16 protein-coding genes are annotated in these 14,308 nt (G+C 55.5%); 11 read left to right on the top strand and 5 right to left on the bottom strand.

All coding sequences use genetic code 11. From position 1 onward, the window contains the following. Positions 1 to 16 precede the first annotated feature (16 nt). The 9 genes from frr (at position 17) to rpmE (ending at position 8,711) form a co-directional block, all read left to right on the top strand. Positions 17 to 574, top strand: coding sequence for a ribosome recycling factor (gene frr / locus V7665_RS01765; protein ID WP_335662813.1), 558 nt, complete (start codon positions 17 to 19; stop codon positions 572 to 574). 44 nt (positions 575 to 618) lie between these two features. Beyond that, positions 619 to 1,338, top strand: coding sequence for an isoprenyl transferase (locus tag V7665_RS01760; RefSeq protein WP_335662835.1), 720 nt, complete (start codon positions 619 to 621; stop codon positions 1,336 to 1,338). A 2-nt stretch (positions 1,339 to 1,340) separates the two neighbouring features. Continuing rightward, positions 1,341 to 2,144: a phosphatidate cytidylyltransferase gene (locus tag V7665_RS01755; protein WP_335662812.1), complete on the top strand. Its 804-nt coding sequence runs from the start codon at positions 1,341 to 1,343 to the stop codon at positions 2,142 to 2,144. After that, the gene (locus V7665_RS01750; RefSeq protein WP_335662811.1) at positions 2,141 to 3,301 is read left to right on the top strand and encodes a 1-deoxy-D-xylulose-5-phosphate reductoisomerase; all 1,161 of its coding nucleotides are present in this window, start codon (positions 2,141 to 2,143) and stop codon (positions 3,299 to 3,301) included. Before V7665_RS01755 ends, V7665_RS01750 begins: the two co-directional genes overlap by 4 nt. Then, positions 3,298 to 4,422: an RIP metalloprotease RseP gene (rseP, locus tag V7665_RS01745; RefSeq protein ID WP_335662810.1), complete on the top strand. Its 1,125-nt coding sequence runs from the start codon at positions 3,298 to 3,300 to the stop codon at positions 4,420 to 4,422. The genes V7665_RS01750 and rseP overlap by 4 nt, the downstream gene beginning before the upstream one ends. A gap of 138 nt (positions 4,423 to 4,560) precedes the next feature. Further along, on the top strand, positions 4,561 to 7,212 hold the full coding sequence (bamA, locus tag V7665_RS01740; protein ID WP_335662834.1) for an outer membrane protein assembly factor BamA: 2,652 nt from the start codon (positions 4,561 to 4,563) through the stop codon (positions 7,210 to 7,212). Further along, the gene (locus V7665_RS01735; RefSeq protein WP_335662809.1) at positions 7,212 to 7,901 is read left to right on the top strand and encodes an OmpH family outer membrane protein; all 690 of its coding nucleotides are present in this window, start codon (positions 7,212 to 7,214) and stop codon (positions 7,899 to 7,901) included. Before bamA ends, V7665_RS01735 begins: the two co-directional genes overlap by 1 nt. Before the next feature lie 10 nt (positions 7,902 to 7,911). Then, positions 7,912 to 8,370, top strand: coding sequence for a 3-hydroxyacyl-ACP dehydratase FabZ (fabZ, locus tag V7665_RS01730; RefSeq protein ID WP_335662808.1), 459 nt, complete (start codon positions 7,912 to 7,914; stop codon positions 8,368 to 8,370). Positions 8,371 to 8,480: 110 nt separating this feature from the next. Beyond that, positions 8,481 to 8,711 carry a 50S ribosomal protein L31 gene (gene rpmE / locus V7665_RS01725; protein ID WP_335662807.1) on the top strand — a complete coding sequence of 77 codons (231 nt, stop codon included), beginning with the start codon at positions 8,481 to 8,483 and terminating at the stop codon, positions 8,709 to 8,711. A gap of 33 nt (positions 8,712 to 8,744) precedes the next feature. Here rpmE and V7665_RS01720 read toward each other — a convergent pair whose 3' ends face one another. Genes V7665_RS01720 through V7665_RS01700 form a run of 5 tightly spaced genes read right to left on the bottom strand, consistent with a single transcriptional unit; the run spans position 8,745 to position 12,984 of the window. Beyond that, positions 8,745 to 9,686: a biotin-dependent carboxyltransferase family protein gene (locus V7665_RS01720; protein ID WP_335662833.1), complete on the bottom strand. Its 942-nt coding sequence runs from the start codon at positions 9,684 to 9,686 to the stop codon at positions 8,745 to 8,747. Between the two features lie 2 nt (positions 9,687 to 9,688). Beyond that, positions 9,689 to 10,342 carry a 5-oxoprolinase subunit B family protein gene (locus V7665_RS01715; RefSeq protein WP_335662806.1) on the bottom strand — a complete coding sequence of 218 codons (654 nt, stop codon included), beginning with the start codon at positions 10,340 to 10,342 and terminating at the stop codon, positions 9,689 to 9,691. Positions 10,343 to 10,359: 17 nt separating this feature from the next. Further along, a complete protein-coding gene (gene pxpA, locus V7665_RS01710; RefSeq protein ID WP_335662805.1) occupies positions 10,360 to 11,115 on the bottom strand; it encodes a 5-oxoprolinase subunit PxpA in 756 nt (251 codons plus the stop codon). After that, positions 11,112 to 12,326, bottom strand: a complete 1,215-nt coding sequence (locus V7665_RS01705; RefSeq protein WP_335662804.1) for an Nramp family divalent metal transporter — start codon at positions 12,324 to 12,326, stop codon at positions 11,112 to 11,114. The genes pxpA and V7665_RS01705 overlap by 4 nt, the downstream gene beginning before the upstream one ends. Positions 12,327 to 12,342: 16 nt before the next feature. Beyond that, complete coding sequence (locus tag V7665_RS01700; RefSeq protein WP_335662803.1) at positions 12,343 to 12,984, bottom strand: prolyl hydroxylase family protein; 642 nt, start codon at positions 12,982 to 12,984, stop codon at positions 12,343 to 12,345. Between the two features lie 107 nt (positions 12,985 to 13,091). On the opposite strand from V7665_RS01700, the gene gspJ reads away from it, so the two are divergent. Together gspJ and gspK are read left to right on the top strand one after the other, a co-directional pair. Then, positions 13,092 to 13,706, top strand: coding sequence for a type II secretion system minor pseudopilin GspJ (gene gspJ / locus V7665_RS01695; protein ID WP_335662802.1), 615 nt, complete (start codon positions 13,092 to 13,094; stop codon positions 13,704 to 13,706). Then, on the top strand, positions 13,703 to 14,308 hold a 606-nt coding region (gspK, locus tag V7665_RS01690; RefSeq protein WP_335662801.1), incomplete at its 3' end, for a type II secretion system minor pseudopilin GspK. The genes gspJ and gspK, both read left to right, overlap by 4 nt.

Here is a 14,308-nt window from a genome sequence, read left to right as displayed (position 1 = left end):
TTTAAGGGAAACAGCAATGGCAAAATATGACAAAGCCGATCTGCAAAAGAGGATGAATGGCTCGCTGGAGGCGCTCAAGCATGATTTGAGCGGTCTGCGTACCGGCCGGGCCAATATCGCGCTTCTGGATACGATAACGGTTGAGGTGTACGGCTCGAGAATGCCGCTCAATCAGGTCGCCACCGTATCCGTGCCAGAACCACGCATGCTGTCGGTCCAGGTGTGGGACAAGGCCAATGTCCAGCCCGTGGAAAAGGCAATCCGTTCCGCTGGCCTCGGACTGAACCCAATGACGGACGGTCCCAATGTCAGGCTTCCGATCCCGGATCTGACCGAGGAGCGCCGCAAGGACCTTGCCAAGCTGACCGGGCAATTTGCCGAAAAGGCCCGTATCGCCATTCGCAATGTCCGACGCGACGGCATGGATGACCTGAAAGCCGACGAGAGCAAGAAGGAAATCAGTGAAGATGACCGGAAGCGGCTCGAGACCGAAGTTCAGAAGCTGACCGACGAGATGATTGCCGAAGCCGACAAGCTGGCGGATGCAAAAGAGCAGGAAATCCTGACCCAGTGAAGCTTGCGCGTTCCAAGAACGGTGCTGCCGATCCGGCGCAAGCCATGGCCGGGATATCCGACCCGCTATATGGTGCCCGTCACGTCGCAATCATCATGGATGGCAATGGGCGATGGGCGAAGCGCAAGCATTTGCCGCGCGCCTTTGGCCACAAGAAAGGCGTCGAGGCGGTCCGCAATATTGTCCGCGTAGCTGGAAAAATGGGCCTCGAGACCATGACGCTCTATGCCTTTTCATCCGAGAACTGGAATCGGCCGGAAGAAGAAATCAGCGATCTGATGGGGTTGCTGCGGCAATATATTCAGTCGGATATCGAGGAATTCGTCAAAAATGGCGTCCGGTTGAAGGTCATCGGCAATTACAAGGCACTGGATGCTGACATAGTCGCGATGATTGACAATGCGATTGAAAAAACCGCCCAGAATAGCAAAATGACGCTGGCCGTGGCGCTCAACTATGGCGCGCGGGACGAAATGCTCCGGGCGGTCCAGCATATTGCAAGCCGCGTGAAAGCAGGCGAACTGGAGCCAGAGGCGATCAATCTCGATCATATTTCGGATGCGCTGGATACAGCCGATCTGCCGCCGCTGGATTTACTGATCAGAACATCCGGGGAATTGCGCCTGTCCAATTTTCTTCTGTGGCAGGTGGCTTATTCGGAACTTTATTTTACCGACACGCTCTGGCCCGATTTCGACAAGGCTGAGCTTGAGAAAGCGCTGCAATCATTTGGCGACCGTGAACGACGCTTTGGTGGGCGCTGAGCATGACTGAACCCGCTGCTCCGGCACCCGGCAAAGCCAATGAACTGCAAACCCGCATCATTGTGGGCGTGCTTCTGATTGTTGCTGCGGTGCTGGCGGAATATTTTGGCGGTATCTTCCTGTGGTTGCTTGTCGTGCTTATGGCGCTTGGAATCATGAGCGAATGGGCGAGGCTGACGGGCCGCCAGGAAAACCGGATGCTGGCGATGTACGCATTGTCGGTGCCACTGGCGATCATGTCCCCCTGGGCCGCAGGGGCATCTTTTCTGGCACTCGGCCTGATCATCGGTGCTGCGATGTTTGTTGCGGTTTTTGACCGGTCGCTCAAGCTTGCTGCGGGCGTGTTCTATGCCGGGTTTCCCGCGCTGGCGATCATCTATATACGCGAAATCGACAACGGCATATTGATCGTATTCTGGACGCTTGCTCTGGTCTGGGCCACCGATATCGGGGCCTATTTTTCCGGTCGGGCGATTGGCGGCCCCAAATTGGCGCCGCAATATAGTCCGAACAAAACCTGGGCTGGCCTGATCGGTGGCGTCGCCCTGACCGCAGTGGTAAGCTATGTGCTGCACCTCTATTGGGGGCTGCCATTCTATCTGGTGCTGCTCAGCATCCCGCTGGCGGTACTGGCGCAAATGGGCGACCTGTTTGAAAGCTGGCTCAAGCGAAAGGCAGGGGCGAAGGATAGCGGGACAATCTTCCCCGGCCATGGCGGCGTGATGGACCGTCTCGACGGGCTGATTCCGGTCGCACCGGTCGTTGCCCTGATCATGCTTGCCGAAAATCTGTCCGCTCTGTCATGACAAAATCGATCTCCATATTTGGCGCGACGGGATCGGTAGGCCAGTCCACTCTGGACCTGATCCGTCAGCATCCGGGGCAATATGAAATTATCGCCCTGACCGCCAACGGCAACGCCTCCCAGTTGGCCGCTCTGGCCAAGGAATTTTCTGCCCAGATTGCGGTAGTGGCCGATGATTCAGCTTATGCTGAACTCAAGCAGCAACTGTCGGGAACATCGATCGAGGCCGCCAGCGGACCGGAGGCGCTGATTGCTGCGGCAGCGCTGGGCGCAGACTGGACAATGGCTGCGATCGTCGGTTGCGCGGGACTGCCGCCGACGCTCGAAGCTTTGCGCTGCGGCAAGACGGTCGCGCTGGCCAATAAGGAAGCGCTGGTCTCGGCCGGCGCGTTGATGATCACCGAAGCGCGAAAAGCCGGTGCGACATTGCTGCCGGTCGATTCGGAGCATAATGCGATATTCCAGGCTCTGCAGGGCGGACGGATCGATCAGGTTCGCAAGATCACCCTGACCGCTAGCGGCGGCCCGTTTCGGACATGGACGCGCGAACAGATGGCAGTTGTTACGCCGGAGCAGGCGGTTGCGCATCCCAATTGGGACATGGGCGCCAAAATTTCGGTCGACAGCGCAACCATGATGAACAAGGGGCTCGAGCTAATTGAGGCTCACCATCTTTTCCCGGTCGGCCTCGAAAATATCGAAATTTTGGTGCATCCCCAATCGGTGATTCATTCGATGGTCGAATATCACGACTGCTCGACGCTGGCGCAGCTGGGCTCCCCGGATATGCGGATTCCGATTGCCAACACTCTGGCCTGGCCGGAACGGATGACCACCAATTGCGAACCGCTCAATTTGGCAGATATTGGAAAGCTCGAATTCGAACGTCCCGATGAAGACCGCTTCCCGGCGACCAGGATTGCCAGAGCCGCAATCATGGCCGGTGGCGCACAGCCAGCGATGCTCAATGCGGCCAATGAAGTAGCCGTTGCCGCATTTCTCAATAGTGCGGTTCAGTTTCTGGACATCACAGAGATTGTAACGCGGTTGTTAGATAGTTATAGCCCGCCGGAACCGAGCGCATTGGCCGATATTTTTGCCATAGACAAAGAAACGCGCGTTCGGACCGAGCAACTGGTCGAGGAATTGAAGGTTTGACGGACAATCCCGGTATTCTGCTTACGCTTTTTGCGTTTCTGATCGTCATTGGCGTGCTCGTCTTCGTGCACGAAATGGGGCATTATCTGGTTGGCCGCTGGTGTGGCGTCAAGGCGGAAACCTTTGCCATTGGCTTTGGCAAGGAAATCGCCGGATGGACCGACAAGCGCGGGACCCGCTGGAAAATCTGCCTGTTGCCGCTGGGTGGCTATGTCCAGTTTGCCGGCGATATGGACCCGTCCGGCACGAAGAGCAAAGATTGGCTCAGCCTGCCTGCCGCCGAACGCAACCAAACCTTCCAGTCCAAGTCACTGTGGCAGCGCACGGCGATTGTTTTCGCCGGACCGGCAATCAATTTCCTCTTTGCCATTTTGATCATCATGGGCTTTGTCATCGCCTATGGCACCAGTGCAACCCTGCCGGTTGCGCAAGAAATTTCTCCCAATTCAACCGCAGCCGCGATTGGCATGAAATCCGGAGACCGGATCATATCCGTCGACGGAGAGAATATTGAACTGTTTGACGATCTGCGGCAGAAAATAATGCTGATTCCCGATCAGAATGTTGAAATTGTCTATGAGCGGGACGGCCAGCAGGTCACCAAGCAGGGCAAGATCGGCGTCCATATCTTGAACGACAGATTCGGTAACGAATATCGGCTTGGATTGTTGGGAATGTCATCCAGTAAAGTGGAATGGCGAGAAGTCAGTCCGCTTGAGGCGCCCGCTGTTGCGGTAGAAAAAACCATCGGCATCGTGGATCAAATCACGACCACTCTTGGTCAGGTGATTACCGGCAAGCGTTCGATAAAAGAGCTTGGCGGACCGCTTAAAATTGCTCAGGTTTCCGGTGAACAGTTCAAGCTGGGTCTGGAAAGCTTCATTCTTTTTGTCGCACTGATCTCAATTAACTTGGGGTTCATCAACCTGCTGCCAATCCCGATGCTCGATGGAGGGCATCTGATGTTCTATGCAATTGAAGCGGTGCGGAGAAAGCCAGCTAGTCCAAAAGTGCAGGAATGGGCTTTCCGGTCCGGACTGGCACTGGTCATGGTGTTCATGCTGGTGGTGACATTTAACGATTTATCGTCATTTGGCCTGTTCGGGGCTATCTCTGGCTGATTGACCATTGATTGACACGCTGCATTGGGGCAGGGGGTTGGCGAAGTTGGTGCTTGGTGCCAAGTTCATTTTATTTTGGTTTATGGTGTGAAAGCGAGTTTGTCTGTGAATCATAAAAAGCGGCTTCTACCCTTGTTAATGTGTGGCACTATTTTGGGTGGCACGGCGGTTTCTTCGCAGGCGCAAGCGCAGGAAGCGGCGCAAGCCGCGCCTGTGGTTCCGGCAGATGACACGATACGATCAATTGTGGTCGAGGGTGCCCAGCGACTGGAGCCGACCACAGTCTTGTCCTACATGAAATTGCGCATCGGGCAGACCTACACTCAGGAATCTGCCGACCAGGCCCTGAAGGATCTGTTCGAAACGGAATTGTTCAAGGATGTCAGTATCCGGAACGACCAGGGTGCGGTGATTATCGAGGTAGTCGAGAACCCGGTGATCAATCGCATCTTGCTGGAAGGCAACAAGCGGATCAAGGAAGATAAAATCTATCCTGAGATCCGGCTGGCTCCGCGACAGATATTTACGCGCTCAAAAGTCCGGGCCGATGTGGCTCGAATCGTCGAGCTATATAAGCGCAAGGGCCGTTTCGCGGCGAACGTCGAACCGAAAATGGTGCAACTGGACCAGAATCGCGTCGATATTGTTTTCGAGATCAACGAAGGGCCGAAGTCCAAGGTTCAGCAGATCAACATCCTTGGCAACGAAGAATTTTCCGACGGCAAGCTGCGCGGAGAAATGGTTACCAAGCAATCGCGCTTTTATCGTTTCTTCAGCTCCAGCGATACTTATGATCCGGATCGTCTCGCATTTGACCAGCAAAAACTGCGTCAGTTCTATTTGACAGAAGGCTATGCCGATTTTCGCGTTATCTCCGCCGTGGCCGAGCTCACACCGGACAAGCGCGATTTTATCATCACTTATGTGGTAGAAGAAGGTGATCGATATAAGTTTGGCGACGTGACCGTCGAAAGCGATATTCGCGATTTCACCCCAGAATTCCTGACCCCACAGCTGCCGATGAAAGCTGGAGATTTCTATAACGCCAAACAGGTGGAAGACACGGTCGAGCGCCTTTCAGAAACCGCCGGACTTTTCGGATATGCTTTTGCCGATGTCCGCCCGCAATTTACGCGGAACAAAGAAACGCTGACCATGGATATCCTGTTCCAGGTTGCGGAAAGTGATCGCGTTTATGTCGAGCGGATCGACATCAACGGGAATACATTGACCCAGGACAAGGTCGTGCGCCGGGAATTTCGTTTGAACGAAGGCGATGCGTTCAACAGCTTCCAGGTCAAACGTTCGGCCAACCGGATTAAATCGCTGGGATTTTTCCAGGAAGATCTGGAAATTGAACAGAAGCAGGGCAGCGCGCCGGATCGCATCATATTGGAAGCCAATGTTGAAGAAAAGGCGACCGGCGAATTGCAGCTTTCCGCTGGTTTTTCCAGCGTCGAGAATTTCATTCTCCAAGCCTCCGTGCGGCAACGCAACTTCCGCGGCAAAGGCCAGGAATTGCGCACGAGCGTCAGCTATTCAAGCTTCTCGCAATCGATCGAGCTCGGTTTTACCGAACCCTATCTGTTCGACCGGAATATCGCGATCGGCGCGGATGTGTTCCGTCGTGACTTGAACAGCTTCAATTTCGTCAACAATAATCGCGAAACCACCTTTGAGCAGCTTACCACGGGTTTCCAAATCCGTTCCGGTGTCCCGATTACGGAATATCTGTCCGCTTCATTCCGCTATGGCCTCAGCCAGGATGACGTGACGCTGGAACCAACCCTGTTCTTCTCGGATATCAATGGTGACGGGATAAGAGGGAATAGCCCTGATGATGCCTGCGACCCGATAATCGCAGGGCGTTTCCTTTGCGATGCTCTGGGCAATCGCACGACCTCTTCGATTGGTGCGTCATTGATATATGATGACCGTGACAATCGTGTCCGGCCAACCCGGGGACAGTCTCTCGTCGGCAGCATCGATTTTGCCGGCTTGGGCGGCAGTGTCAAATATATCCGGGGCCGTTTGAATGGCTCCAAGCACTGGCGTGTTCTGGGCGACTTTATTTTTACCGCCAGTGGTGAAGCTGGCTATATCCATTCGCTGGAAAATCGTTCCTCGACTCCGGGAGATGGTATCGATGACGTCCGGCTGACAGACCGTTTTTTCCTGGGTGAGCCACAAATTCGCGGTTTCGATATTCGCGGTGTCGGACCACGCGTTGTCCGTTCGTCAACGATCCCGGGGCTCGATACCAATGGTAATCCGATCAACGAGATTGTGGAAGTGACCAATGGCCGTCAGACCGATGACGCCATTGGCGGCCGCGCTTATTATCTCGGCCGTGCTGAACTTGAAATCCCGCTGGGATCGGGCGCGCGCGAACTGGGTTTGCGGCCTTCCATATTTGTTGATGTTGGAGCAGTATTTAAAGTTACACAGCCATTGCTGCTCACTGATTTGCAGACTCAGCGGCAACGGACGATTTTTGATACCGCTGGGAATGCAATTGGCGTTGCTCCGGAATATTTGACGGTAGACGGCGATGGCAATGCAACGGTCACTCTTGATTCGGTTGATGCCAATGGCAATCCAAATCCTATTGCAACCAACTTCGTCGAGCGCTTCTTCGGTGATTCTCCAAGCCCGCGCTTATCGGTAGGGTTCGGCGTAAACTGGAATTCACCATTTGGTCCATTCAGGATCGACATAGCCAAGGCGCTGTTAAAAGAGCCAGGCGATGATACCAAACTTTTCACTTTCAACGTAGGAACACAATTCTGATGACACGTTTTTTCAAAACCGCACTCACCGTTCTCGCCGTTACCGCTGCGCCATTGGCTTTTGGTTCTGCGGCAACCGCTCAGGTTTCCGGTATCGCTACGGCGAATCCAACAGTTGCCATTGCCAAGACGAAAGCTTTCTCGGCTGCCTATTCGCAGATCGGCACGCAATATAAGTCCTATTTTGACCAGATTGATGCGCGCAACAAGACCCTGAACGGACTGCGTGCACAGCTGGACACGGACAATAACAAGCAACTGACGCAGGAAGAACTCGATGCGGCTGTGAAAGCTAAAAGCCCTGTTTTGCAGAGCATGCAGACGGAAGAAGAAGAAATCCAGAAACTGCAAACTCCGGCAATCAAGGCCCAGATGTTCGCGATTGAGAGTATTTTTAACGAATATTCCAATGCCCAGCAGCAGGTAGTCACGAGCAAGAAAATCGGCGTTATTCTGAGCCCCGATGCGTTTATTTATGCACCGCCGCAGACAGATGTCACCGATGATATCACGGCGGCTTTGGATATAAGAGTACCGACCGTCAGTACCACGCCGCCAGCAGATTGGCAGCCACAGCGCAACACTGTGTCACTCCATCAGCAGCTGCAGCAATTGCTTGTAGCAAGTGCGCGTAATCAGGCTGCCCAGCAGCAGCAACAGCCACCGGCGGCCCAGCCAGCCAGTCGCTAGTTGACTGTCGATGACCGAAACTCTCAACTATGATGTAACCAGGGTGATGGCGGTGCTGCCGCACCGCTATCCCATGCTTCTGGTCGACCGGGTGGAAGAGCTCGTGAAGAACGAGTCCATTCGGGCGATCAAGGCCGTCACCATGAACGAAGGTTTTTTTCAGGGACATTTCCCGGGTCGACCGATCATGCCCGGTGTGATGATTGTCGAGGCGCTGGCTCAGGCAGCCGGCGTTCTCGCCATGGAAAGTTTTGACATGGTTGGATCGGGCAAGCTGGTCTATTTCATGGCAATCGACGGTGCGAAATTCCGTCAGCCGGTGGAACCGGGGTGCTTGTTGTCCCTGAACGTGAAATTTGAGCAAAAACGCGCGCGGGTTTGCAAATTTTCTGGACGGGCGATGATTGGCGACAAACTGGCGGCCGAGGCCAATTTTACCGCAATGATCGCCGACCCTCCGGCAGCATAAGCTTTTTCAAAAGAATCTTGCCCTTTTGCCGTTCGGCGGTTAATGCGCCGCTTCCGTCAAATTTATTCGCTTCGGGTCTGGTCGGTAACCAGCCCGTACAGGAGCCGAAAATGAAAATCGATACGCATCCCGACTATCACATGATCACCGTTCAGATGACTGACGGTTCGACCTTTGAAACCCGTTCAACATGGGGCAAAGAGGGCGACACGCTGCAACTGGATATCGATCCTTCATCGCACCCTGCATGGACCGGCGGCAACCAGCGCCTGCTCGATCAAGGTGGCCAGGTGGCTCGCTTCAACAAGCGTTTTGGTGGTTTGTCGCTCAAAAAGAGCTGAGCTTTATCGAGGCTGTCGAACAGCCTCGATATATTACCACAAATTGATCTGGCCCAGCCAGGAAGACAGCAGGGAAAGCTTTTCCCGATGGATTTCTGTGGCCCGTTCTGCCGTGATGTGGACAAACTGAATCCGCGAACCCGAACCCAGCTGTCCGATCAGATGACGGTCGGCGCGGATGACTTGCGCGATCCGGGGATAGCCGCCGGTTGTTTGCGCGTCGGGGCCGAGCAGATAGGGTTGGCCGCTCGGCGGCAACTGGATTGTTCCGGGAAAAACGGCAGCGCTTGGCATGTTAGATGATTCGCCTGTTTTGAGAGGCGCGCCCTCCAGAGCCAAGCCCATTCTATTGGCCCGTGCTCCGACAGCATAGGGTCTCAGGCACAAGTCATCCATCACCCCTTCACAAGCTGTCACTGCTTCCGGACCCTCGGTAACCCGCAGCACATGGTCATTGCTATAGTGCGGCCTGAGATTCAGGGGTGTGATCCGATCGAGGTCCACGGCTGGTGCCACCTGAGAAAATGGGATGATGTCCTTAGCCTTGAGGGCCCTGCCATGAAAGCCGCCGAGACCCGCAGCGAGATAGGTTGACTGGCCACCGAGCAATCCGTCCGCATGGATTTCTGCGGCAATTGCCAGATAGGTCCGGCATCCCGGGCGGCTCGGGCCAATATCAAGCTTGTCCCCGGCCATGAGCTTCAGCGGCTGATGCTGGGGATGGTCTTGGCCATTGATCCGGATATATTCTGCTGCCCCCACAACAGCGATTGAGCAGGGCTCGTCAAATTCGAAAATCGCGTCGGTGAGCGTGATTTCGATCGCGATTTCACCACAGGGCTTGCCGATCAGGAAATTTGCCAGTGCCAGAGAGAGACAATCGGCTGCGCCTGCGGCTGGCATGCCGAGATGCCGGGATCCGGTAAAGGGCGCGCCCTGCAAAGTCGTTTGCAGCCCGGCTTTCACAACCTTCATGCTCACGCCTTCTCCTCCCGTTGCCAGTTGTCGAATGCGTCCCTGGTAATGGACTGGAAGCGAACAGTCTGCCCGGCCGCAAGCAGGGCTGGCTGGTTTTTCGCCGGATCAAACAGGCGCAGCGGTGTGCGGCCGATAATCGGCCAGCCGCCGGGGCTGTCAAAAGAATAGATGCAGCTTTGCCTGCCGATGATACCGATCGAACCCGCGCTGACCAATTGTCTTGGACTGGCCAGCCGACCGATGGCGGGACATTCTTCTTCGCTCTCGAGATAGGCAAAGCCCGGCATGAATCCCAGCATCGCCACCCGTTGCAATTGTGATGCATGCCAGGACGGCAATGCCGCCGCCGCTATCCCCAGTTTTTCGGCGACATATTCACGATCCGGAGCCAATGCCGCATCATAACAGACCGGAATTACCACCGTGGCGCTGGAATGGCTGACCACGCGTGTCAGATTTTTCATTTGATCCGACGCCATCCGGGCGGCGTCATCGGGTGAAAGCAGGGCAGGGTCGAACTGGACTGCTATGCTGTCGAGGCCCGGCACAATTTCCGTCCAATGACTGCTTGCGGACAAGGCATTCTGCGCTGCAAGAATCGTTTTCCAGTCGGGCAATTTGATGCTGATCCAGTCATCACAGATGTGGATCATCGGGTCATGACCCGACATTATCCGACTGGCCCAATCACGATCCCGGCATGTTCCAGCGCGAGGCGCATCTTTTTTGCGGTTTCCAGCGCCCCATTGCTGTCCGAATGCAGGCATAGGCTTTGTGCGCTGATCGTCAGGGGCGTTCCGTCCTGCGTGGTCAGCGCGGTTCCCTTTGCCAGAGAGAGGCCCTGTTGAATGCGTTGGTCTTCGTCTGCAATCACGGCACCGACTTCACTGCGGGGAACCAGTCTGCCATTGCCGCTATACCGCCGATCAATGAAGGCTTCGGCAATATAGGCAATGCCTTGCTGCTTGGCTTTTTTCTCGACCAGCGATCCGGGCAGGCCAACCAGCGCGAGATTTGTCCGGGCTGCGATGTCGATCAGCAGGGTGGCGAGCTCCGGATCATCCTGCGCATCATTATACAGAGCGCCATGCGGCTTGAGATGGGTCAGCGTCACCCCGACTTCTGCCGCTATCGCCCCGATATCCTGCAATTGTTCCGTCAGGCTGATTTCCAGATCCGCGAGCGAGATATCGATGGATTCCCGGCCGAAACCAATGCGATCCGGGTAGGAGGGATGGGCTCCGGGCGCGATCGCTCTGGCCTTGGCAGCCGCCAGCATGGTCCGCATGATTTCCGGCGACCCGGCATGGCCGCCGCAGGCGATGTTGCAGCTGGAGACAATGTCCATGATTGCGATATCGCGGGCGATGCCCGCCGGGCTGTCATCCTCGCCGAGGTCGGCATTCAGATCGATCACGGATGTCATGGCCAGAAGCCCAAAGCGCGCGCGATCAACCGGAAGCCCAAAGCGGTGGTGATCAGCAGAATGGCTGCACCGAGGATATTGGCCTTGAGACCATTGGCATATTGTCCGAGCAGCTTCCTGTTGTTCGCCAGCCGGAGCAGAAAAATCGCAATGATCGGCAGCAGCAGCCCGTTGGCGATCTGGGCAACGAATATCAGTTCAACCGGACGATATCCGAGCAGAGCCGCGAACGTGCCAGAGGCGATCACGATCAGGGCACCGATCTGGAATGGCCTGCGCGAGTTGGCAGACTTGAAAATCTCCTGCACGATATAGCCGGTAGCCAATGGGGCGGTGATGGCGGAGGTTAGCCCTGCTGCAAATAGTCCCGCGCCGAGTGTGAAGGTCGCCATGCTGCCGAACAGGGGGGTGAGCTGCTGGGCCATATCCACCGCATTTTCTATCGTCTTGCCGCTACCGAACAGGCTGGCCGCTGCCGTTGCCAATATCGTCATCGAAACCAGCCCGCCGATGCCGATTGAAATCGTATTGTCCAACTGGGCTTCGGGCAGTTGCTCTGCGTCCCAGCGTTCGCGCACGCTGGCGGCGTGAAGAAACAGATTATAGGGTACGATTGTCGTGCCAATGAGCGCGATCGCGGTCATCAGGCCGCCATCGGGGATGGATGGCACAAAGCCTTGCAACAGGGCCCCAAGGTCCGGCCTGATCAGCAGAAAGGTCAAGAGAAAGGCCACGCTCATCAACAGCACCAGCAGGATCAGGACATTCTCTATCCATTTGGGTTTTGAGAATATCAGCATGGCTGATGCGAACAGGGCAATGGTGATGATGATCGGTGCTATGCCAAAGGCTAATGGACCACCGTTAATCGCTTCCAGCCCAAGCGCGGCACCGGACATATTGCCTGCCTCATAGGCGGCATTGCCCAGCACGAGCGCAGAAATCAGAAGCAGGGCAGCCAGTGCGCGGACGACCGGTGACGCGACGGATTGGAGCATGGCTTCGGCCAGTCCGAGCTGCGTAACCAGCGCGATGCGGATGGCAAAGGACTGGAGGATGATCGTCGTGATGGTGGCGAACACCAAGGCCCAGAGCAGCGCGAAGCCGAAATTTGCCCCTGCCAAAGTGCATGCGGTAACGGTTCCCGGGCCGATGAAGGCGGCGGAAACCATCATGCCGGGGCCTGGCCGATAGCGACTGAGTTTCATCATATCGAATGCAATCGGTTCAACCTATCCACGGCCAGGGCTGTTCGCGGTACCATTTGGTAATCACATATTTTGTCCCTTTTCGGACCTTCATGCCATGATGCAAGGTCCAGCTATTGACCGAACCGTCAATATTGCGGTTATTCCAGCATAGCATCGTTCCGGTTTCCGGGATGAAGCTTTTCTTGAAATGGGTGAAACGGGTGGCGCCACCGGCCGCCGGTTCGTTGAGATATATCATGAATGTCCAGCTGCGCTGCCCGGAGACGGAGCAATATTTCTGAAAATCCTGGCCATGGGGATCGAAAAAATCCGTGTGCGCCTTGAATTCCTGACCAACCGCATAGCGCTGACCCTGCAGCGGTTCGCCAAATTTCTTGTCGATATTGGCAAAATCACAAATCCTTGCGTCAATTTCAGCCACGAAACTGTCCGCATGGTCGAGGTCGCAGGTTTCGCTGGTGCGGAAATAATCGTCACCATTGGGATCGGCAATATCCGAAGGGCGCCGTTTTTCGTCGATCATCGCGATCAACTTGCTGCATTCGTCAGGACCGAGGAAATTTTTGATAATGCATAATTCTATTTCCTTGCGCGGAAAACGCTGCACTTTTCCCAAGGCAACGAGATAGTCAGCCGATGTATTATTGGCCTCTGTCATATGAACGTCCAAAATTGTACCTAACTACCTCCTGTCACGATAAATGAATCCCCGTTGATCGCAACCGCTGTTTGCGGCTTCGGTCAATCCGAATATAAGCGAGGCCGATGAAAAAAATTGCCGCCATATCCTGCAATCGCAATGGCTTCACGCTGGTCGAGATGATGGTGGCACTGTTCATTTTCGCGATGTTGTCGGTGGCGGGGGTGATCATGCTCCGCTCCGCCGTCGATAGTGACGAGATAACTGCAGAAAATCTGGGGCAAATGGCGGAAATGCAGCGCTTCGTATCGTTGATGGAAGCGGATTTGAGTCAGGCTTTGCCACGAACCTTCCGCGATGATCGTGGTGACCGCATGCCGGCCTTCGCCAGCGAAATCGGCGGGCCGGAGGCGGCTTTCCTGAAATTTACCCGGGGCGGCCAAAGCAATATCAATGGCGCGGCCCGGTCCAATCTGGAACGGGTCGAATATCGACTGACGGACGGCAATCTGGAGCGATGGCGATACCGGACGACCGACGGCGGTTCGATTGATCAGCCTGCGATTCTGATCTCGAACGTTGATTCGCTCGCGCTGCGCTTTCGCGACAAGCGAGGTTTATGGTCGAATGGATGGGAGACTGAAAGGCTGGCGGAATTGCCCCGCGCGATCGAAATCCAGTTTGATCAGCAGGGCCGCCGCTACCGGCATCTGTTTCTGGTCGGGGCGGGCTATCTGTGAGCAAATTGCAGGAAATCGGGCCCGAGAAGGAACGCGGAGCGGCGTTGCTGACGGTATTGTTGCTGGTCGCGGTGATTGCGATATTGGCGGCGCACGGGATTGATCGCCTGGCTGGCGCCACCAAGCTTGCTTCCAATGCGCGCGAACTGTCTCAGGCCAAGGCTTATCTGATTGCTGCGGAATCAATCGGGATGCAGTCGGCCGAGCAGATTGTATCCGCCTCTCCCGGACGGACAATCAATGTTGGTGGCTGGAACGGCAAGGAACAGAAATTTCCGGTGCCGGGCGGGATTATCACCGCATCGCTGGCCGACGGAGGCAATTGTTTCAACATCAATAGCCTCGTTACCCAGCAGGAAGATATACTGACGGCGCGGCCAGAAGGTCTGGCGCAATTTTCAAGCCTGATGGTGATGCTGGGCATATTGGACGGAGATGCCGCCGATATTGCGGAGTCGGTTGCTGACTGGATTGACAGCGACACGGTGGCAGCACCCCGCGGCGCAGAGGATCAATATTATCTGCAGCAGGAAAATCCTTATCGCACGGCCAATGCCCTGATCGTCGATGTCAGCGAATTGCGAACGATCAAAGGCGTGACA

The sequence above is a fragment of the Parasphingorhabdus sp. genome (genome assembly GCF_036964675.1).
In the GTDB taxonomy this organism is placed as follows: domain Bacteria; phylum Pseudomonadota; class Alphaproteobacteria; order Sphingomonadales; family Sphingomonadaceae; genus Parasphingorhabdus.
This window is presented reverse-complemented; position numbering and strand designations above follow the sequence as displayed.

Bases quoted from the DNA above. Each gene is read 5' to 3' on its own strand.
- V7665_RS01720 (WP_335662833.1), bottom strand. From the start codon at position 9,686: ATGAAGGTTGTGAAAGCCGGGCTGCAAACGACTTTGCAGGGCGCGCCC.
- V7665_RS01750 (WP_335662811.1), top strand. From the start codon at position 2,141: ATGACAAAATCGATCTCCATATTTGGCGCGACGGGATCGGTAGGCCAG.
- V7665_RS01705 (WP_335662804.1), bottom strand. From the start codon at position 12,326: ATGATGAAACTCAGTCGCTATCGGCCAGGCCCCGGCATGATGGTTTCC.
- V7665_RS01760 (WP_335662835.1), top strand. From the start codon at position 619: ATGGCCGGGATATCCGACCCGCTATATGGTGCCCGTCACGTCGCAATC.
- frr (WP_335662813.1), top strand. From the start codon at position 17: ATGGCAAAATATGACAAAGCCGATCTGCAAAAGAGGATGAATGGCTCG.
- V7665_RS01715 (WP_335662806.1), bottom strand. From the start codon at position 10,342: ATGATCCACATCTGTGATGACTGGATCAGCATCAAATTGCCCGACTGG.
- gspJ (WP_335662802.1), top strand. From the start codon at position 13,092: ATGAAAAAAATTGCCGCCATATCCTGCAATCGCAATGGCTTCACGCTG.
- fabZ (WP_335662808.1), top strand. From the start codon at position 7,912: ATGACCGAAACTCTCAACTATGATGTAACCAGGGTGATGGCGGTGCTG.
- V7665_RS01755 (WP_335662812.1), top strand. From the start codon at position 1,341: ATGACTGAACCCGCTGCTCCGGCACCCGGCAAAGCCAATGAACTGCAA.
- V7665_RS01735 (WP_335662809.1), top strand. From the start codon at position 7,212: ATGACACGTTTTTTCAAAACCGCACTCACCGTTCTCGCCGTTACCGCT.
- V7665_RS01700 (WP_335662803.1), bottom strand. From the start codon at position 12,984: ATGACAGAGGCCAATAATACATCGGCTGACTATCTCGTTGCCTTGGGA.
- pxpA (WP_335662805.1), bottom strand. From the start codon at position 11,115: ATGACATCCGTGATCGATCTGAATGCCGACCTCGGCGAGGATGACAGC.
- rpmE (WP_335662807.1), top strand. From the start codon at position 8,481: ATGAAAATCGATACGCATCCCGACTATCACATGATCACCGTTCAGATG.
- bamA (WP_335662834.1), top strand. From the start codon at position 4,561: ATGTGTGGCACTATTTTGGGTGGCACGGCGGTTTCTTCGCAGGCGCAA.